Genomic DNA, 19796 nt, shown 5'->3' with positions numbered 1-19796 from the left:
GCTCCCACATGGGGTGGCCTGCACGATCCCTGTGGGAGCGAGCTTGCTCGCGAAGAGGGCGCCCTTTCAGCGCCCGCGCTTGCTGGTGATCTGCACCAACCGGTTTCCCTCAAAACGCAGGTACTGGTACATGCCGCTGTTGGGGCCGTAGGTCCATTCCTCAACCGGGTATTCTTCCCGGCGATTGACGCTGCGCTTGTAGCCCAGGTCGTCCCGCGCCGCAGGCTCGCCACACTTTTGCAGCACTTCGCTGGAGCGGTCGCCGACGCTGATCAACTGGCTGCCGCAACGCAGCGTATCGGCTGCCGATGCCGTGCCGGCGGCCAGCCATGCGCCCAGCCCGAGCAGGTACAAACACTTCATCATTCGGCATCCAGGTGCATGGGGGTAATGACGCGTCCGTCGCTCTCGGCCTGGCCGAGGCTGGCGTCGATGAAGTAGACGCGGTCGTCGGCCAGGCGCCCTTTGTCCACCAAAAAGTCCTTGATGCTACCGGCCCGCTCTTGCCCCAGTTGGCGCAGCAACACATCACTGCCGCTCCAGAACTTGATCACGCTTTCGCGCAGCTTGTCGGTGCGCGCTTTTTTGTCCAGCTGCGCCCATTCGGCCGGCGGCTGGGTCTTGAGGCGGGTGCGATAGATGCCTTCGAGCAACGGTGCCTTTTCATCTTCGGGCACCTGCAACAGCGAGGCCTGGGCCGGCACCTTGTCGCCGCGCCGCTGCAGCATCTTGTAGTAGTTGTACTGGTATTCACGTTCCAGGCGCTGGGCGGCGAGCAGCGGGCCGTCGCTGCTTTCGGCCGCCGTGCCTTCGATCTCCAGGCGCAGTTCCGGGCGCTTGCCCAAGGCTTCGGAAAGTTTGAGCAGCACGCCCTCGCTTTCTTTGCTCAAGTCGCTTGAACCTGGGGCGAATGCCACGCTGCCGAGGTCCTCCGAACCGCCACCGGACACCAGCCCGCCGATGAGCTTGAACGGCGCCTGCGCCGCGCGGACCACCAGGTTGCGCAAGGTCTGCCAGACAATCGGCATGACGCTGAATTGCGGGTCGTTGAGGTTGCCGGTCACCGGCAGTTCGATGGAGATCTTGCCTTCGGAGTCCTTCAGTAGTGCGATGGCCAGCTTCAATGGCAGGCTCACGGCGTCCGGGCTGTCGACTTTTTCCCCCAGTTGCAATTGCTCGACCACCACTTTGTTTTCAGCCTGGAGCTGACCCTTGGTGATCCGGTAATGCAGGTCCAGGTTGAGTCGGCCCTTGCGGATACGGTAGCCGGCGAACTTGCCGGAATAGGGGGTCAGGGTGGTCAGCTCGACCCGTTTGAAACTGGTGGCGATGTCGAGGCTGGCCATCGGGTCGAAGGGGTTGACTGCCCCCTTGATGGTGACCGGCGCATAGCGGTCGACCTTACCCTTGACGTCGACGCTGGCCGGCTTGGCCTCGCGGCTGTCGATGGTGCCGATCTGGCCGTTGAGCTGTTGGATGGCCGTGGCGAAATTCGGCGTCAGGCTGAAGTCGGCGAAGTTGGCCGAGCCGTCGTTGATGGCGATGCCACCGATGTGAATGCCCAGGGGTTTTTCCGCCGAGGCCGGTTTGGCCGCCGCGGTTTTCGGCGCGCCCTCGGCCGGTTGCGGGATCAACAGGTCATCGACGTTGGTGGTGCGGTCGTCGTTGATCATGAAGCGGGCATAAGGCTGGAACAGGTTGACCTTGTCGATGGAGAGGCGGTCACCGTGCTGGTAGTCGAGGCCTTCGAGGACCAGGCTCTGCCACTTGAGGAAGTCCCGGGTCTTGAGGGTGTCGAGGGTGTGCAATTGATCGACCTGGGCACGGCCGGTCACTGCAAAGGCCAGCGGCTCGGTGCTCTTGAGGTCTACCGCCAGGTCGCTGCCGAGCATCCCGGAGCGCAGTTCCAGGCGAATGAACGGGTTGATGTACGACTGGGCGACTCGCAGGTCGATGTCCTGGGTCTTGACCTTGAGCCGGGCGCTGATCGGGTTCAGGTTCACCTCGCCGTCGGCGAGGATCTTGCCCTGTTTGCCCAGCCCGGTGTCCAGCTTGAGGGTAAAGGGCGAACCGTTGAGCATGTCGTAGTTCTGCAGGTCCAGGTTCAGCGGGCCGACTTCCAGTGCCACGGCAGGTTGCGCCTGGCGGTCGGCCAGGTGCACCTGGTAATTGCGCAGTTGCACGTCTTTCAACAACACCTGCCAGGGTTTGCTGGGGGCGGCGGGTTCAGGTTTCGGTGAGTCGGCGGCGGCCGGGGCTGAAGCGGGTTCGGCCTTGGCCTGTGGCTTGGCCGGCTGGCTGGCGAAGAGCTTCTGCCAGTCGAGCTGCCCGTCCGCCTCGCGAGCGGCCCAGGTCTCGAGTTTCTGGCTGCGGATCTTGCCCACCACCACTTGTTGCTTGGCCAGGTCGACCGTGGTTTCGCTGACGTCCAGGCGTTCGAGCCTGGCCAATGGCCGGCCATCGGGCGCCTTGATGGCGAAGGGCGCGACGCTGGCGGCGACATTGTCCAGGCGCAGCTCGGTGCCCTTGGCCAGGTTGAGTGTGTAGTCGGTGCTGACGTTCAGCACGCCGTTCTCCAGCACCAGCGGTACGGCGTCGCGGACGTAGGGCCAGAAGGCTTTCATCTGGCCGTCGGTGATCTTGAGTTTACCTTCGGACGCGATGGGCGTAAGGCTGAAGTTACCGGTCCAGTCGACACGTCCGCCGCCAGGGCCGACGGCCACCAGGGTCATGTCGGCGCTGTCGTCGGGCAGGGTGCTGAGGTTATTCAGCTCGAAATCGAGGGCGTCGTAGAGAAACTCGATCGGCTCGCTGGGGCGCAAGTCCTGGAAGTGCACGTAGCCGCTGGCCAGCTTGATCCGGTCCACACGCAGTGGAAATGGCTTGGCCTCGGGGTCGGCCGGGGTCGGCTCGCTGGCCGGCAGCTTGAACAGGCCCAGCAGGTTCAACTGGCCATCCTTGGCGAACACCACCTCGGTCTTGGGTTTGTCCAGCTCGATGTCGGCCAGGTGCAGGGCGCCTGACCACAGGCTGTCGACCTGCAGGTTGGCGTACAACCGTTCGAAACCAATCTGCTCCTTGCCCGGTTCCCCGATGCTCAGGCCCCAGAGGGTCACTTCGAGGCTGAACGGATTGAGCTCGACCCGCTGGATCCTGGCGGGCACCGTGGCGTGTTCGGCCAACTGCTGATTGGCGATCCGCAAGGCGACACCGGGCAGGATCAGGAAACCCAACAGGCTGTAGAGGGCCAGTGCGGTCAACAGGGCGCCGAGAGCGCGGAGCAATCCTTTGGGCATGTGCGGCTTCATCTGATGTGAATTCGGAGTGCCTTGGAGTATGGCATGCGTTTGCGGTTCCGAAACCACTGTGATTTATGAGACTTGTCCGCTTCTGCAGTAGGATTGCGCCGGATTCAAAGCTGCAGGATCAACGTCTTGAGCGGCGGCTGATGGTCCATCGAAGGGAAATCGCTGCCGGGCGTCAGTACGCTCCACTCCCGAACCGGGCGGCCAGCCTTTTGCGCGCAGCGCAGCACCTGCTCGCGCCAGTCGTCCATGGGCACCTTCGCCAGGTTGTTGCAGCAGATCAGCACGCCGTCGTCGGCGGTGGTCAGCAGCGCCGGTTTGAGCAGGCTCTGGTAGTCGCGCAGCAGGTCGACGGTGCCGAACGCGCTCTTGGCCCAGGCCGGCGGGTCGAGCAGCACCAGATCGTACTGGCGCGGTTCCAGGCGCACATAACTGGGCAGCTTCTGGCCGCGCCGCTGGCTGATGGGCAGGCCGGCCAACTGACGGATCGCCGGGAAGTAGTCCGACTGCACGAACGTCATGGCCGGCAAGGTCGGGTTGAGCAAGCCATTCTCACGGCCGACCGCCAGGTTGCCTTCGGCGAAGTCGAGGTTGCAGACGTCCCGCGCCCCACCGGCGGCCGCGCTCAGGCCGACGCCACAGGTATAGGCGAACAGGTTCAGCACGCTCTTGCCGCGGCTGTGGGCCTTGACCCAGCCCCGAGCGTTGCGCAGGTCGAGGAACAGCAGCGGGTCCTGCCCGGCATGGCGCCCGCGCACGCGGTAGTTCAGGCCCCACTCATGGCCGACCAGGTCTTGCAGGGCGGCTTCGTCAGCCTGGTAGACCGTGTCCTGGCGATCAATGCGCGAGTTGCCCCCCGAGCGGTCGTTGTAGACCAGCAGGGTGTCCAGGCCCAGGTGTTCGTTGACGATGCCGTGCACTTGCAGCAGGGCATCGCGCTCCAGCGACTGGTGGAAGCTCTGCACCAACAGTTGCGGGCCGTAGCGGTCGACGGTCAGGCCGGGTGCGCCTTCCTGGCTGCCGTGGAAGAGGCGATAACAGTCGGTGCCTTGCTGGTGCAACTGGCCGAGCAGGTCCTGACGCTGGTCGAGGGCGGCGCGCAGCGCCTGATTCAAGGAAGACATGCCATGCGCGCCTTAGAGAAATGAGGCGCGGGAGTTTAGCAGCTATGGACAGTGTATGCGGTTCACAGCCGAGCACTGACCGTGGCGAGGGAGCTTGCTCCCGCTGGGGCGCGAAGCGGCCCTGTTTTTTTTGGGGCTGCTACGCAACCCAGCGGGAGCAAGCTCCCTCGCCACAGGGATTGCGGTGATATCAGCGATTCAGGCGCTTGTCGATCAGCCCTTCCACCACGCTCGGGTCGGCCAGGGTCGAGGTGTCGCCCAGGCTGTCCAGCTCGTTGCAGGCGATCTTGCGCAGGATGCGTCGCATGATCTTGCCCGAGCGAGTCTTGGGCAGCGCCGGTGCCCACTGGATCAGTTCCGGCTTGGCGAAGCTGCCGATCTCCTTGCTGACATGGGCCAGCAGCTCCTGCTGCAACGCTTCGTTGGCCTCGACGCCGTTCATCGGGGTGACGAAGGCATAGATGCCCTGGCCCTTGAGGTCATGGGGATAGCCGACCACCGCCGCTTCGGCAATGCTGTCGTGCAGCACCAGGGCGCTTTCCACTTCGGCGGTGCCGATGCGGTGGCCGGAGACGTTGATCACGTCGTCGATGCGCCCGGTGATCCAGTAATCGCCATCTTCATCGCGACGGGCCCCATCCCCGGTGAAGTAATAGCCGGGGTAAGGCTTGAAGTAGGTGTCGACCATGCGCTGATGGTCACCGTAGACGCTGCGGATCTGCCCGGGCCAACTGGATTTGATGGCCAGCACGCCGCTGCCGGCGCCGCTGATCTCCTTGCCCACTTCGTCCAGCAGCACCGGCTGTACGCCGAACATCGGCCGGGTGGCGCAGCCCGGCTTGAGCCGTGGGGCGCTGACCAGCGGGCTGAGCATGATGCCGCCGGTCTCGGTCTGCCACCAGGTATCGACAATCGGGCAGCGCTGTTCGCCGACCGCATTGAAATACCACTCCCACGCTTCGGGGTTGATCGGCTCACCAACGCTGCCGAGCAATCGCAGGCTCTGGCGAGAAGTGTCCTGCAGGGGACCGGGGCCTTCGCGCATCAGCGCTCGCAGGGCCGTCGGCGCGGTGTAGAAAATGTTGACCTGGTGCTTGTCGATCACCTGCCAGAAGCGTGAGCTGCTGGGATGGCTCGGTACGCCCTCGAAGATCAGCGTGGTGGCGCCGTTGGCCAGCGGTCCGTAGACGATGTAGCTGTGGCCGGTGACCCAGCCCACATCGGCGGTGCACCAGAAGACTTCGTTGTCGCGGTAGTCCAGCACGTACTTGAACGTCATCGCCGCTTGCAGCAGGTAGCCGCCGGTGGTGTGCAGGACACCCTTGGGTTTGCCGGTGCTGCCGGAGGTGTAGAGGATGAACAGCGGGTCCTCGGCGTCCATCGGCTCGGCCGGGCAGTCGTCGCTCGCCTCGTGCATGGCCTGGTGGTACCACAGGTCGCGGCCTTCGACCCAGCTCACCTCGCCCTGGGTGCGCTCGACCACCACCACGGTGCTGACATTCGGGCAGCTTTCCAGGGCCTTGTCGACGTTGCGCTTGAGCGGTATGAAGCGCCCGCCGCGCACGCCTTCGTCCGCGGTGATCACGGTGCGGCAATCGGCGTCGAGAATCCGATCGCGCAGCGAGTCCGGCGAGAAGCCGCCGAACACCACCGAGTGCACCGCACCGATGCGGGTGCAGGCGAGCATGGCGTAGGCCGCTTCCGGAATCATCGGCATGTAGATGCAGACCCGATCGCCTTTTTTCACTCCACGACTTTTCAGCACGTTGGCCAGGCGGCAGACATGGTGATGAAGTTTTTTGTAGGTGATTTGCGCCGATTCGGCGGGGTTGTCGCCTTCCCAGATGATCGCGACCTGGTCGCCACGGGTGTCCAGGTGACGGTCGATGCAGTTGGCGCTGACGTTCAACTTGCCGCCGGCGAACCAGGTCGCGTCGCCGTTCTTGAGGTCATAGCGCTGGACGGTTTGCCAGGGTGCCATCCAGTCGAGAAAGCGCGTGGCCTGCCCGGCCCAGAAGGCGCTGGGGTGTTCGATGGATTCCTTGTAGAGCCGCTGGTACTCGTCCTGACTCAATTGCGCAGCCCGGCGGACGGTGTCGGCTTGGGGGTACTGGCTGATCTCGAACATGACGGATCCTTATTCTTGTTTTTGCGACAAGCCTAAAGATGCGCCCAGCGAATATCGAGTTCAAGCTGTACATGAAGTCATTGTGGGAGCGGGCTTGCTCGCGAAGGCGGGGTGTCAGGCACATGAATGGCCACTGACACAACGTCTTCGCGAGCAAGCTCGCTCCCACAGGGGGATGCGAACCTCGGGGGTTAGCCGCGATGGCGTCCGCGGAAGTAGTTGATCAGGCCTTGGGTCGAAGCGTCTTCCGCCGGGCTTTCTTCGCTGCCCACCAGACGGTTGTACACGCCTTTGCCCAATTCCTTGCCCAGCTCCACGCCCCATTGATCGAAGGCGTTGATGCCCCAGACCACGCTTTGCACGAACACCTTGTGTTCATACAACGCCACCAGCGCACCCAGGCGCCGCGGGCTGATGCGTTCGACCACCAGGGTGTTGCTCGGACGGTTGCCCGGGATCACCTTGTGGGAAGCCAGTTTCTGTACCTCTTCTTCGCTCGCGCCCTTGTCCCGCAGCTCGGCTTCGGCTTCGGCGCGGGTCTTGCCCAGCATCAGTGCCTGGCTCTGGGACAGGCAGTTGGCGTACAGCCACTGGTGATGGTCGGCGACCGGGTTGAAGCTGACGATCGGCACGATGAAGTCGGCCGGGATCAGTTGCGTGCCCTGGTGCAACAACTGGTGATAGGCATGCTGGCCGTTGCAGCCGACGCCCCCCAGATCACCGGCCCGGTGTCGGTGGACACGGGGGTGCCGTCCTGGCGCACGCTCTTGCCGTTGGACTCCATGTCCAGCTGTTGCAAGTGCTTGGTGATGTTACGCAGGTAGTGGTCGTACGGCAGGATCGCGTGGCTCTGCGCGCCCCAGAAGTTGCCATACCACACGCCCAGCAGGGCCAGCAGCACCGGCATGTTCTGTTCGAACGGTGCGCTCTGGAAATGCTGGTCCATGGAATAGGCCCCGGAGAGCAATTCCTTGAAGTTGGACATGCCGATGGCCAGGGCGATCGGCAGGCCGATGGCCGACCACAGCGAGTAGCGCCCGCCGACCCAGTCCCACATCGGGAAGATGTTTTCTTCGCGGATACCAAAGGCCACGGCAGCGGCGTTGTTGCTCGACACCGCGATGAAGTGGCGATACAGCTCGGCCTCGGAACCGCCCTGGGCGAGGTACCAGGAACGAGCGGCCTGGGCGTTCTTCAAGGTTTCGAGGGTGTTGAAGGATTTCGACGAGACGATGAACAGCGTGGTCTCGGCGCGCAGCTTCATGGTCAGTTCGTGGAATTCGCTGCCGTCGATGTTTGCCAGGTAGTGGCAACGTACGCCTTTGTGCGTGTAGGACAACAGGGCTTCGGACACCAGTTGCGGGCCGAGGAACGAGCCACCGATGCCGATGTTCACCACGTCGGTGATCGGCTTCTCGGTGTAGCCACGCCACAGGCCGTCGTGGATGCGGCCTACCAGGTCGGTGATCTGGTTCAGCACCTTGTGGACTTCCGGCATCACGTTGACGCCGTTGACCGACAGCTTGTCGCCCACTGGGCGGCGCAGTGCGGTGTGCAGGGCCGGACGGCCTTCGGACGAGTTGACGATTTCGCCTTCGAACAATGCCTTGATCGCGCCCTGGAGGTCGACTTCGTTGGCCAGGCTGACCAGCAGGTCGCGGGTCTGGGCGTTGATCAGGTTTTTCGAGTAGTCGAGAAACAGGCCGCAGCTCGACAGGGTGAATTGGTTGAAACGCTGCGGGTCGGCATTGAACGCTTCGCGCATGCTGAAATCCTGCATGGCTTTGCGGTGGTCATTCAGCGCTTGCCAGGCGGGCAGAGCGGTCACGTCATGAGGGGTTCGGTAGTACGCCATCGCTGCGGGTTTCCTTTTTACTTGAACGACCTTTTGTACACTAAAAATGCCGGCGCGGCATGGGACGGGCGTCCGGACACTGCATCGGGACGATCGCCGGACGCAGGGCGACTACAGTAAACCTCGCGTTGCGATCTGTCTCGGCTTTGTCAGACCTCAGGGCGGTACTTTTTTATACATCGGGGCTGGGGAGGTGGCGACGAGCGGGTGCGGTGCCACGATCTTGCGTGAGAGCGAGCCTGGCGCGCGAAGGCGGTGGCTCAGTCAGCATTGAAGCCGATGGATCCACCGCTTTCGCGGGTAGGCTCTTTCCACAGCAGGGTAGGTCAGAGAGGCGCGTCGAGGTCCAGGTGCAGGTTGTCGATCAACCGGGTGGTCCCGAGGAAGGCGGCCACCAGAATCACCAGGTCGCGATCTTCCTGGGTGGCCGGGCGCAGGGTTCGGGCGTGGCGGACTTCCAGGTAGTCGGGGCGCAGGCCTGCCGCTTGGAGTTGCTGGATCTGCCCGGCGACCAACGCCGGGTAATCGCGCTGTCCCTGCCGGATGGCCTCGGCTATCTGGCTCAGGCCACGATAAACCACAGGGGCGACGGCGCGTTGCTCGGCGCTGAGGAAGCCATTGCGCGACGATAGCGCCAGGCCGTCGTCGGCACGCACGGTTGGTTCGCCGATGATCTGGATCGGCATGTTCAAGTCATGGACCAGCGCGCGGATCACCGCCAGTTGCTGGAAGTCTTTCTGGCCAAACACCGCGATGTCAGGCTGGACCATGTTGAACAGCTTGCTGACCACCGTTGCCACGCCCTCGAAGTGCCCGGGGCGGCTGGCGCCACACAGGCCTTCGGATAACTGCGGGACGCTGACCCGGGTCTGCCCGGTCATGCCGTCGGGGTACATCTCCTCGACGCTGGGGGCGAACAGCAGGTGGCAGCCGGCCTGGAGCAGTTTCTCCTGGTCGGCCGCCAGGGTACGAGGGTACTTGTCCAGGTCTTCGCCGGCGCCGAATTGCAGCGGGTTGACGAAAATGCTCGTCACGACGAAGTCGGCCCGTTGCCCCGCCTTGGTCACCAGCGCCACGTGGCCGCTGTGCAGGTTGCCCATGGTCGGCACGAAGGCGATGCGTTTGCCTTCGCTGCGGGCGCGAGCCACGGCGGCGCGCAGTTCGCGTACGGTTTTGACGGTGTTCATGCGGAGAATCCGTGTTCGACGCCCGGGAAAGTCGCGGCCTTCACTTCGGCTACGTAGGCGCCCAGGGCGGCCTGGATGCTGGTTTGCCCGGCCATGAAGTTCTTCACGAACTTGGGCGAGCGCCCGGTGAGCGACAAGCCGAGCATGTCGTGCAGCACCAGCACCTGGCCGTCGGTGGCGTTACCGGCACCGATCCCGATCACCGGGATCTTCACTGCCTGGGTGATTTCTTCCGCCAGTTCGCTGGGCACGCACTCGAGCAGCAGCATCGCCGCGCCGGCCTGTTCCAGGGCAATGGCATCGGCGCGCATCTGGCGTGCCTGGTTTTCATTGCGCCCCTGGACCTTGTAGCCGCCCAGGATGTTCACCGCCTGCGGCGTCAGGCCCAAGTGCGCGCAGACCGGAATGCCACGTTCGGCCAGCAGCCGGATCGAGTCGGCCAGCCACAAGGCCCCTTCGACCTTGACCATGTGCGCGCCGGCCTGCATCAGCTGGGCGCTGTTGGTCATGGTTTGTTCGAGGGTGGCGTAGGCCATGAATGGCAGGTCGGCGAGGATCAGTGCATCGGTGTTACCGCGTTTGACGGCGGCCACGTGATAAGCCATGTCGGCGGTGGTCACCGGCAGCGTGCTGTCGTGACCTTGCAGCACCATGCCGAGGGAATCGCCCACCAGCAACACTTCGACACCGGCTTCGTTGCAGGCGTGGGCGAAGGTGGCGTCATAGCAGGTCAGCATGGCGATTTTCTCGCCTTTTTGCTTGAGACCTTGCAGCGTGGTCAGGGTAATAGCTGGCATGAAAAAGTCCTCTTCAGGCGCTCGTGAACTACTGCGAGTAACGCGCATGATTCGTCATTTACACAGGCGCACCCTCTTATGCGTGGTGCTTGTAAGGCCTGGATTGCGCCCTTAAACGCCGCGTTGGCGGCTATGGGACGCCTATAGTCGTGAGGAGGACCCGGGAAGTCAATTGGATGTGTTACCGGCGGGTGTTACCGAGGTTACTGATGCGTTTCAGCGAGGAGGGGCGTTTCTGATGTGACTGTCCGGTCCCCACGCCTGAGGCGTAGCTGGCAGCAATGATCCTGAGTTGTGGGCGCGAGCAAGCTCGCTCCCACAAGGGGGTTACACAGGCTTTAGGCGTTCCAGGCCTTCGAACGGGCAAGCGGCAAGCAGGTCCTGGAGCAAGCGTCCATCGGCCAGGCGCAGCTCGGCGGGCGCCAGTTCCGCCAGTGGATACAGGACAAACGCCCGGGCCTGCATGTGGTAATGCGGGACTTTGAGGCGGGGCTCGTCGATCAGGCGGTCGCCGAACAGCAGGATGTCCAGGTCCAGGGTGCGCGGGCCCCAGCGTTCCAGGCGCTCGCGACCTTGGCCGGTTTCGATGGTCTGCAGGGCGTCGAGCAGGTCCAGCGGTGCCAGGCGACTGTCCAGCGCCGCCACCGCATTGGTGTAGCGCGGCTGCCCAGGCAACAGCGAGTCGCTTTGATAGAACGACGAGACGCCTGCCAGTTCGGTATCGGGCAGTTGCGCCAGGGCCTGGAGGGCACTGCGCAGTTGCTCGGCAGGTTCGGCCAGGTTGCTGCCCATGCCGATGTAGACGCGTTCCATCGATTACTCGCCCGACTCGCTCGAAGCACCGGCGCGCTTGCGCTTGGTACCACCCCCGCTGCGACGCCGCTTGCGCGGGCCGCTGCCGGCTTCATCCTTGCCGCTGAGGTCGCGGATCATCTCGCGGCGTTCGCTGTCGTTGGCATCCTGGTAGTCGGTCCACCATTCGCCGAGGCCGTCGGTCTGCTCGCCAGCGCTTTCGCGCAGCAACAGGAAGTCGTAGCCGGCACGGAACCGCGGGTTGTCCAGCAGCAGGTCGGCGCGTTTGCCGCTGCGTCGTGGCAGGCGCTCCTGCATGTCCCAGATCTCGCGGATCGGCATCGTGAAGCGTTTTGGAATCGCGATGCGTTGGCACTGTTCGGCAATCAGTTCGTGGGCGGCTTCCTGCATCGCCGGAATCGGCGGCATGCCACGGTCTTGCAGGCGCAATACCCGTGCTGGCAAGGCTGGCCAGAGCAGGGCGGCGAACAGGAACGCCGGGGTCACCGGTTTGTTCTGCTTGATGCGCAGGTCGGTGTTGATCAGGGCTTCGCTGATCAAGGTGTGGGTGTAGGTCGGGTTGTGCTCCAACGCCTCGGCGCTGGCCGGGAACAGCGGATCGAACAGTTGCAGGTCCACCAGCATCTCGAAGGTGTCCGCGGCGTTGCCCGACAGAAACAGCTTGAGCACTTCCTCGAACAACCGCGCCGAAGGGATCTCCCGCAGCATCGGCGCCAGGTCGCGAATCGGCGCGGCGCTGTGTTTTTCGATGCCGAAGTTCAGCTTGGCGGCGAAACGCACGGCCCGCAGCATGCGTACCGGGTCTTCCTGGTAACGCTGCCTGGGGTCGCCGATCAACCGGATCAGATGGTTGCGGATGTCGTGCACGCCATTGGCGTAGTCGAGGATGCGCTCGCTGACCGGGTCGTAGTAGAGGGCGTTGATGGTGAAGTCGCGGCGTTGCGCGTCTTCTTCCAGGGTGCCGTAGACGTTGTCGCGCAGGATGCGCCCGCTCTCGTTGCGAGAAGACTGGTTGCTGTCTTCTTCTTCGTCGTTTTGCGGGTGGTTGGCGCGGAACGTCGCCACTTCAATGATTTCGCGCCCGAAATGGATATGGACCAGCTTGAAGCGCCGGCCAATGATCCGTGCGTTGCGGAATTCGGCCCGGACCTGCTCCGGCGTGGCGCTGGTGGCGACGTCGAAATCCTTGGGCGTGATGTTGAGCAGCATGTCGCGCACACAGCCACCGACCAGGTAAGCCTGGTAGCCGGCGTTCTGCAAGCGTTCGACGATGTTCACCGCATAACGGCTGAACTGGGCCTTTTGCAGCGAATGCTGGCCGATGTTGAGCACTTCAGGCGTGCTGCGAATGTGTTGCGTACGACGCAAGGGAGAACGGAATGACTGGAACAGCTTCTTCAGCATGGGATGCACTGTTTGAAGGAATGTTCGGCCAAAATGAAGAATTGACCGCATGATGGGCGGGGATTCTAGCATTTAGTCGAGGGATGGTGTAGGACGCAGCAGATTTGGCTGCAAGCTTTGAACGATAAGCCCTGTAGGCTTGGGGGAGGGCGGAACGTCGGAAACCACAAGGGGAGCCTAAGCTCCCCCAGAATTAGTTTCGTGCTCTATTTTTATTATTGATTTCGGGCTTCTTGTTTTTGTTGAGTGCCCGTGTCACGAGGTTTCCCTTCGTGACGCTCCCAATCGGGAGTCAAGAGCAAACGGATTGCTTTGGTCGCTGTGTTGCAGTGATCAACCGATCCAACCAGTTCAGGCACCTGTCTTGAGACAGTTTTTATTGTTCTCGGCCTGGTTGTGGGGCAAGCCCCAAATACAACGCCTCTCCAAAAGAATCAGTTAGCTGCGCCTCTCGCCGTCTTGTTTTTATTGTGCGTGAGTCGATTCGTCTTATTTTTATTGTCTTTTGCATTGCTTGTTATTGTTCTTGTACCAAAGCTATAGCAGGGTGCGTGCCAACTTTTGCGTGGCCCAGTGAAACCGGGGGTTCTATGGTTATACCCATTTTTTCGGGACGAAAAAAAGCCGGGGTTTCGTTACCGTAAACCCCGGCTTTTGTTACGTGGAAAAACTGAGGTAACAGTTTTTTCACATGCACTGGTAGACAGTGATCTCTTGTGGGGGCGAGTTTCAGCTTTCGCTGGCCACGCCGGTCTTGCGCCGGGGGATGCCCAGGCGCTGGCGGCGTTCCCACAGGCATTTGCGGCTGACGCCCAGCTTGCGCGCCAGTTCGGTCTCGGTCATGTGGTCCTGGTGTTCCAGGACGAAATGCTGGAAGTAGTCTTCCAGGGACAGGTCCTCGGTAGGCTCGTGGCTGGTGTTGTTGGCGGCACCGCCGTGCTGCGGGGCCAGGCCGATGAACTCTTCGTCGTCCAGGTCGCCCAGCTCAATGTCGATGCCCAGCAAGTCGGCGGAAATTTCCGGGCTCTCACTCAGGATCACCGCGCGCTCGACGGCGTTTTCCAGCTCTCGGACGTTACCCGGCCAGGCGTAATGACGAATGGCCTGTTCGGCGTCCGGGGCGAACTTGAGGTCGGTGCGATTGATGCGCGCGCTCTGGCGGGCGAGGAAGGCCTGGGCGATTTCGTTGACGTCGGCGCCACGTTCGCGAAGGGGCGGCAGTTTCAGGGCGATCACGTGCAGGCGGTAATACAGGTCTTCACGGAACTGGCCGATCTTCGCCAGGCTCTTGAGGTCTCGGTGGGTCGCCGCGATCAGGCGTACGTCGACTTTCTGTGATTGCACCGAGCCCACCCGCCGAATCTCGCCTTCCTGGAGCACCCGCAGCAAGCGCGCCTGGGCTTCCAGTGGCAGCTCGCCGATTTCATCGAGGAACAATGTGCCGCCGTCCGCCGCCTCCACCAGCCCGGCGCGGCCGGCGCTGGCACCGGTGAACGCGCCTTTCTCGTGGCCGAAGAGTTCGGATTCGATCAGGCTTTCCGGGATCGCCGCGCAGTTCACCGAGATCATCGGTGCCTTGGCCCGGCGAGACAGGTTGTGCAGGGCGCGGGCAACCAGTTCCTTGCCGGTGCCGGACTCGCCCTGGATCAGCACATTGGAATCGGTCGGCGCGACTTTGCGGATTTTGCCGTACAGGTCCTGCATCGGTGGGCAGGAGCCGATGATGCCGATTTCGCCATTGCTGTTGCTGGCGCCACCTTTCACAGCGGTGCTGGCCTTGCCGGCAGGTTCCGACGAATGGCTGCTCGCTGCCTGTCGGTCGCGCAGGATGCGGGCCACGGCCTGGAGCATCTCGTCATGGTCGAACGGCTTGGCGATGTAGTCCACCGCGCCCATTTTCATGGAGTCCACCGCCGAGCGCAGGCTGGCGTAGCTGGTCATGATCAGAACCGGCGTGCCCTGGCCGAGCTTGATCAGCTCGGTGCCGGGAGCGCCGGGCAGGCGCAGGTCGCTGACGATCAGGTCAAACGTGGGAATGCTGAAACGTTCTTGTGCTTCCTGCACGGAACCGGCTTCGCTGACCTGGTACTGGTTGCGTTCCAGCAGGCGGCGCAAGGCGGAGCGGATAATTGTTTCGTCTTCGACGATCAAAATGTGCGGCATTGATTCGATTCTCTCGACGGTCTCAGTTCACAGCGGACGTCGCTTCGACATGACGCGGCAAGGTCACCCTGATACGGGTGCCGCGTTGGCTCTGTACATCGGCCGGGCTGTCGATGGTGATTTGTCCATAATGCTCTTCAACGATGGAATAGACCAGTGCGAGGCCCAGACCGGTGCCTTCGCCAGGATCCTTGGTGGTGAAGAAGGGTTCGAACAATCGGTCCATGATGTTCTGTGGGATACCGCTGCCCTCGTCTTCGACGATCAGGTCGATCGTGTGTTCGCTGGCTTCGCTCCTGACCCGCACCGCGCTTCCCGCCGGCGTGGCGTCGCGGGCGTTGGACAGCAGGTTGATCAGTACCTGGGCGAGTCGCTGGGGATCGCCGTCGACCCAGTGGTCCGGATCGCACAGGTTGAAGAATTGCACTTCGAAATTGCGCCGGTTAAGGGCCAACAGACCAATGGCATCCTGGGCCACTTCGGCCAGACAGACGGCCTCGTCGTTGTGCTGGTGGCCGCCGGCATGGGCAAAGCTCATCAGCGACTGGACGATGCGCGACACCCGCTTGGTCTGTTCAAGGATCTGCCCGCTGATTTCCGTCAGCTCGCTGTCGTCCTCGCGCTCTTCGCGCAGGTTCTGCGCCAGGCAGGCGATGCCGGTGATCGGGTTGCCGATCTCATGGGCCACCCCGGCTGCCAGCCGGCCGATGCTGGCCAGGCGTTCGGAGTGGACCAGCTTGTCTTCGAGCATCTGGGTGTCGGTCAGGTCTTCCACCAGCAGCACCAGGCCGCTGTTGCCGGGCGCCAGGGGTTCGTCGATCGCGGCCTTGTGCAGGTTCAGCCAGCGGGTCTGTCCGTCCAAGGCCAGGTGTTGCTTGTGCAAGTGTTCGTCCGGCAGGTCGATGAAGCCTTGCAGCAGACCTTTCCACGGCTCGCCGAGGGTGCTCAGGCGTGAGCCGACCACCCGTTGGGCGGCGATCCCGGTCAGTTCTTCCATGGCCTTGTTCCACATCAGGATCTCTTGGTCCTTGGCCAGGGAGCACACGCCCATCGGCAACTCTTGCAGGGTCTGGCGATGATAGCGGCGCAAGGCGTCCAGTTCGGCGGCCAGGCCGGTGAGGCGCGAGTGGTAGTCCTCAAGGCGGCTTTCGATGAAGTGGATGTCTTCGGTGACATAGTTTTCGCCACCGGCCTTGTAGGGCAGGAACGTCTCGACCATGTCCTGGGCCACGCTCGGGCCCATCAGGCCGGAGAGGTTGGCTTCGATCCGGTCGCGCAGGCGACGCAAGGCATACGGGCGCCGTTCGTCAAAGGGCAGGTAGAGGTCGCGCAGCGCCTGTTCGACTTCTTTTTGCGCGGCCTTGGCGCCCAGAGGCTTGGCCAGTTGCGTGGCGAACTCCTGGGGCGAGGCGGCGTGCAGCTCGCGCCGTTGCGGGCGACGGACGTTGTCCACGGCGCAGGCCTCGGCGGCGCTGGCTTCTTCGCTGCTGGCGTTGGTGAACAGCGAAATCAGCGTGAACATCAGCACGTTCGCCGCCAGGGAGGCGATGGCCGCCATGTGCCAACTGGTGTCGTCGAGCACGTAGATCATGTTCAGTAGCGGGATGTAGAAGCCTTGCAGGTTGCCCATCAGCGGCAACAGCATGGCCACCAGCCACACCAGGATGCCCGCCAGCAGCCCGGCAATGAAACCGCGACGGTTGGCGGTCGGCCAGTACAGCACCGACAGCACCCCGGGCAGGAACTGCAAGGTGGCCACGAACGCGACGATGCCCAGGTTGGCCAGGTCCTGGCCGTCACCCAGCATCAGGTAGAACCCGTAGCCGGCCATGATGATCGCCACGATCAGCGCCCGGCGCGTCCATTTCAGCCAGCGGTAGATGTTACCTTCGGCCGGTGGCTGGTAAAGCGGCAGCACCAGGTGATTGAGGGCCATCCCCGACAGTGCCAGCGTGGTGACGATGATCAGGCCGCTGGCCGCCGACAGGCCACCGACGTAGGCCAGCAGGGCCAGGGCCTTGCTGTTGGCGGCGATGCCGATGCCGAGGGTGAAGTATTCGGGGTTGGTGCTGGCCCCCAGTTTCAGCCCGGCCCACAGGATCAAAGGCACCGCGAGGCTCATCAGCAACAGGAACAGCGGCAGGCCCCAGCTCGCGCTCACCAGCGAGCGTGGGTTGAGGTTTTCGGTAAAGGTCATGTGGTACATGTGCGGCATGACGATCGCCGACGCGAAGAACACCAGCAGCAGCGTACGCCACGGGCCTTCCTGCAAGGGCGTGTGCAGGGCGGCGAGGGCGGTCTGGTTCTGCAGCAGCCAGATTTCCAGTTGCTGCGGGCCGTCGAATACGCCGTACAACGCGTAGAGGCCGACGCCGCCGATGGCGATCAGCTTGATCACCGATTCGAACGCGATCGCGAACACCAGACCTTCGTGTTTCTCACGAGTGGCGATGTGGCGGGAGCCGAAGAAGATCGTGAACAGGATAATCAGCCCGCAGAAGCTCAGGGCCACGCGGTGCTGTACCGGTTCGCCGGTGAGGATGCTGATGGAGTCGGCGACGGCCTGGACTTGCAGGGCCAGCAATGGCAATACCCCGACCAGCATGAAGATCGTGGTCAGCGCGCCCGCCCAGGTGCTGCGAAAGCGGAAGGCGAACAGGTCGGCCAATGATGACAGTTGGTAGGTGCGGGTGATTTTCAGGATCGGGTAAAGCAGCACCGGCGCCAGCAGGAACGCCCCCGACACGCCGAGGTAGCTGGACAGGAAGCCATAGCCGTACTGGTACGCCAGCCCGACCGTGCCGTAGAACGCCCAGGCGCTGGCATAGACGCCCAGCGACAAGGTGTAGGTCAGCGGGTGGCGGATGATCGCCCGGGGGATCATGCCCCGTTCGCTGACCCAGGCCACGCTGAACAGCACGGCCAGGTAGGCGGCGCTGATCAGGATCATCTGGGTCAGGCTAAAGCTCATCGGCATCTTTTTGGCTCTGCAGGATGAAGGTCACGACAATCAGGATCAGCCAGAGCAGATAGGGCCGATACCAGGCACCCGTGGCGTCGATCCACCAATCCATGATGGCCGGGGAGAACAGGTAAATCCCCACTACCAGAAGCAGGACCAAGCGATAGATGTACATCCCGGCCTCTCTATGTTGATGCGCGTGCCCGAAAACGTGCGGCGATGGTAACGGATGGGCGCCAGGCTGCAAGGGCCGTCAACGGATTTGCGCTTCCGGCAGGTTCAGCGTGCGCGGGATCCTCGCGGCATCCCAGTGGCGCATGCCCCAGGCCAGCAACTCCCGCGGGCTGGCGTCGGCCAGTTCGGGCCCCGGTTGCTGGCCCAGTGCGCGCAGTGCCCGCAACAGCAGCGGCGTGGCCTGGTCGGCCGAAAGCGGCGGTGAGCGATAGGACTTGCCCAGTTTGTGCCCGTCAGGCTGGGTGATCAATGGCACGTGCAGGTAACGCGGTTGGGGCAGCCCGAGCAGTTCTTGCAGGTACAACTGGCGCGGTGTCGAGTCCAGCAGGTCGGCGCCGCGCACGATATCGGTCACGCCTTGCCAGGCGTCGTCCAGCACCACGGCCAGTTGATAGGCGTAGAGCCCGTCGCGGCGGCGGATCACGAAGTCGCCCGCCTCGCGGCCCAGGTGTTGGCGGAACGGGCCCTGGACCCGGTCGGTGAAGTGGTATTCGAGCTCCGGGACACGCACGCGGATGGCAGCGTCCTCGGTGTCGTGCCCGGCATTGCGGCAAAGCCCTGGATAAATGCCCTGGTACGCTTCCAGTTGTTTGCGCGAGCAGGTGCAGGCGTACGCCAGCCCTTGGCTGAACAGCCGGTTGATCACGTGCTGGTAGGCCTCGTGGCGCTCGCTCTGGCGCACCATCTCGCCGTCCCATTCAAACCCGTAGCGCTCCAGTGCCCGCAGGATCGCCGTCTGGGCACCGGGCTCTTCACGGGGCGGGTCGAGGTCTTCCATGCGCAGTAACCAGCGCCCGCCCACGGCCCGGGCGTCCAGGTACGAGGCCAGCGCGGCGACCAGCGAACCGAAGTGCAGGTGGCCGCTGGGGGTGGGGGCGAAGCGGCCGATGTAGGGAGAGGTGGCAGTCATGGGAAGAATGTTGCTGGATCCGGTTGGCAGAGGCATATGTCTTTTAATCACGGACCGTCTGTGGGAGCGGGCTTGCTCGCGAAGGCGGTGTGTCAAGCGATATCAGTACTAACTATACAGCCCTCTTCGCGAGCAAGCCCGCTCCCACAGGACTTCGCCAGGTCCGAGAGGGCGTGTCGGTTTCAGAAACAAAAAACGGAGCGTATGAACGCTCCGTTTTTCTGTAACAGCCCGGGCAATTACTTGCCGACCTGTTTTTCCTTGATTTCAGCCAGGGTCTTGCAATCGATGCACAGGTCGGCGGTCGGTCGGGCTTCCAGGCGGCGAATGCCGATCTCGATGCCGCAGGACTCGCACCAACCGTATTCTTCGTCTTCGATCAGTTGCAGGGTCTTGTCGATTTTCTTGATGAGCTTGCGCTCACGGTCACGGGCGCGCAGTTCGAGGCTGAATTCTTCTTCCTGGCTGGCACGGTCGGCCGGGTCGGGGAAGTTGGCCGCTTCGTCTTTCATGTGATCCACGGTGCGATCGACTTCTTGCATCAAGTCCTGTTTCCACTTGTTCAGGATCTTGGTGAAGTGCGCGCGCATGGGGGCGCCCATGTACTCTTCGCCCGCTTGCGGGACGTACGGCTCAAACCCGCTGAGCGACTGGTTTTGATTCTGCTTTGCTTGGGTGGGCATGAATGGACCGCCTCTACTCTTGTAATCCACTACGCAGGATTGCTCCATCACCGACACCTGCCGGCCCTGCGGCTGCAAGCGGGCGAACTTACCAGATCGAATCGGGCCGCGCTACTCCCGGTTGTCGAGCCTGCGGCGGGCGGGCTTCGTAGCCCAGGGTCGGGTTCGGTTCGGTGTGGATGTAATCCTGCTCAATGCTTGATTCTAGGCTATGTACAGCCTAGTCAAGCC

At 63.1% G+C, this 19796-nt stretch carries 13 protein-coding genes and 1 pseudogene; all 14 read right to left on the bottom strand.

Annotation, left to right across the window (positions count from 1 at the left end):
• Positions 1-66: 66 nt before the first annotated feature.
• A complete protein-coding gene (locus KI241_RS23010; RefSeq protein ID WP_053143980.1) occupies positions 67-363 on the bottom strand; it encodes a DUF2845 domain-containing protein in 297 nt (98 codons plus the stop codon).
• A complete protein-coding gene (locus KI241_RS23005; RefSeq protein ID WP_047736278.1) occupies positions 363-3296 on the bottom strand; it encodes a DUF748 domain-containing protein in 2934 nt (977 codons plus the stop codon). Before KI241_RS23005 ends, KI241_RS23010 begins: the two co-directional genes overlap by 1 nt.
• Positions 3297-3412: 116 nt before the next feature.
• Positions 3413-4429, bottom strand: a complete 1017-nt coding sequence (locus tag KI241_RS23000; protein WP_047736277.1) for a class I SAM-dependent methyltransferase — start codon at positions 4427-4429, stop codon at positions 3413-3415.
• A 190-nt stretch (positions 4430-4619) separates the two neighbouring features.
• Positions 4620-6557 (bottom strand): acetate--CoA ligase, encoded by a 1938-nt coding sequence (acs, locus tag KI241_RS22995; protein ID WP_047736276.1) that lies wholly within the window; start codon positions 6555-6557, stop codon positions 4620-4622.
• 191 nt (positions 6558-6748) lie between these two features.
• A pseudogene (gene pgi / locus KI241_RS22990) lies at positions 6749-8412 on the bottom strand (glucose-6-phosphate isomerase).
• 326 nt (positions 8413-8738) lie between these two features.
• Positions 8739-9599, bottom strand: coding sequence for a pantoate--beta-alanine ligase (panC, locus tag KI241_RS22985; RefSeq protein WP_042728796.1), 861 nt, complete (start codon positions 9597-9599; stop codon positions 8739-8741).
• Positions 9596-10396: a 3-methyl-2-oxobutanoate hydroxymethyltransferase gene (gene panB, locus KI241_RS22980; RefSeq protein WP_042728795.1), complete on the bottom strand. Its 801-nt coding sequence runs from the start codon at positions 10394-10396 to the stop codon at positions 9596-9598. Before panB ends, panC begins: the two co-directional genes overlap by 4 nt.
• A gap of 327 nt (positions 10397-10723) precedes the next feature.
• Positions 10724-11209 (bottom strand): 2-amino-4-hydroxy-6-hydroxymethyldihydropteridine diphosphokinase, encoded by a 486-nt coding sequence (gene folK, locus KI241_RS22975; protein WP_042728794.1) that lies wholly within the window; start codon positions 11207-11209, stop codon positions 10724-10726.
• 3 nt (positions 11210-11212) lie between these two features.
• The gene (locus KI241_RS22970; RefSeq protein ID WP_042728793.1) at positions 11213-12613 is read right to left on the bottom strand and encodes a polynucleotide adenylyltransferase PcnB; all 1401 of its coding nucleotides are present in this window, start codon (positions 12611-12613) and stop codon (positions 11213-11215) included.
• A 729-nt stretch (positions 12614-13342) separates the two neighbouring features.
• The gene (locus KI241_RS22965; RefSeq protein WP_212803041.1) at positions 13343-14776 is read right to left on the bottom strand and encodes a sigma-54 dependent transcriptional regulator; all 1434 of its coding nucleotides are present in this window, start codon (positions 14774-14776) and stop codon (positions 13343-13345) included.
• Between the two features lie 22 nt (positions 14777-14798).
• Complete coding sequence (locus KI241_RS22960; protein WP_161796098.1) at positions 14799-17753, bottom strand: sensor histidine kinase; 2955 nt, start codon at positions 17751-17753, stop codon at positions 14799-14801.
• Entirely contained in the window at positions 17737-17913 is a 177-nt protein-coding gene (locus tag KI241_RS22955) for a hypothetical protein (protein WP_003176118.1), read from the bottom strand. Before KI241_RS22955 ends, KI241_RS22960 begins: the two co-directional genes overlap by 17 nt.
• Positions 17914-17991: 78 nt before the next feature.
• Positions 17992-18882, bottom strand: a complete 891-nt coding sequence (gluQRS, locus tag KI241_RS22950) for a tRNA glutamyl-Q(34) synthetase GluQRS (RefSeq protein ID WP_042728790.1) — start codon at positions 18880-18882, stop codon at positions 17992-17994.
• A gap of 239 nt (positions 18883-19121) precedes the next feature.
• The gene (gene dksA / locus KI241_RS22945) at positions 19122-19565 is read right to left on the bottom strand and encodes an RNA polymerase-binding protein DksA (RefSeq protein ID WP_003205639.1); all 444 of its coding nucleotides are present in this window, start codon (positions 19563-19565) and stop codon (positions 19122-19124) included.
• Positions 19566-19796 lie beyond the last annotated feature (231 nt).

This window comes from Pseudomonas sp. Cab53 (assembly GCF_018325965.1).
Classification (GTDB): domain Bacteria; phylum Pseudomonadota; class Gammaproteobacteria; order Pseudomonadales; family Pseudomonadaceae; genus Aquipseudomonas; species Aquipseudomonas chlororaphis_E.
The sequence above is the reverse complement of the archived record's forward strand: the minus strand, read 5'-3'. Positions and strand labels throughout refer to the sequence as shown.

Coding starts and splice junctions, on each gene's coding strand:
- KI241_RS23000 (WP_047736277.1), bottom strand. CDS start 4,429: ATGTCTTCCTTGAATCAGGCGCTGCGCGCCGCCCTCGACCAGCGTCAG.
- dksA (WP_003205639.1), bottom strand. CDS start 19,565: ATGCCCACCCAAGCAAAGCAGAATCAAAACCAGTCGCTCAGCGGGTTT.
- KI241_RS23010 (WP_053143980.1), bottom strand. CDS start 363: ATGAAGTGTTTGTACCTGCTCGGGCTGGGCGCATGGCTGGCCGCCGGC.
- gluQRS (WP_042728790.1), bottom strand. CDS start 18,882: ATGACTGCCACCTCTCCCTACATCGGCCGCTTCGCCCCCACCCCCAGC.
- KI241_RS22965 (WP_212803041.1), bottom strand. CDS start 14,776: ATGCCGCACATTTTGATCGTCGAAGACGAAACAATTATCCGCTCCGCC.
- KI241_RS22960 (WP_161796098.1), bottom strand. CDS start 17,753: ATGCCGATGAGCTTTAGCCTGACCCAGATGATCCTGATCAGCGCCGCC.
- KI241_RS23005 (WP_047736278.1), bottom strand. CDS start 3,296: ATGCCCAAAGGATTGCTCCGCGCTCTCGGCGCCCTGTTGACCGCACTG.
- folK (WP_042728794.1), bottom strand. CDS start 11,209: ATGGAACGCGTCTACATCGGCATGGGCAGCAACCTGGCCGAACCTGCC.
- acs (WP_047736276.1), bottom strand. CDS start 6,557: ATGTTCGAGATCAGCCAGTACCCCCAAGCCGACACCGTCCGCCGGGCT.
- KI241_RS22955 (WP_003176118.1), bottom strand. CDS start 17,913: ATGTACATCTATCGCTTGGTCCTGCTTCTGGTAGTGGGGATTTACCTG.
- KI241_RS22970 (WP_042728793.1), bottom strand. CDS start 12,613: ATGCTGAAGAAGCTGTTCCAGTCATTCCGTTCTCCCTTGCGTCGTACG.
- panC (WP_042728796.1), bottom strand. CDS start 9,599: ATGAACACCGTCAAAACCGTACGCGAACTGCGCGCCGCCGTGGCTCGC.
- panB (WP_042728795.1), bottom strand. CDS start 10,396: ATGCCAGCTATTACCCTGACCACGCTGCAAGGTCTCAAGCAAAAAGGC.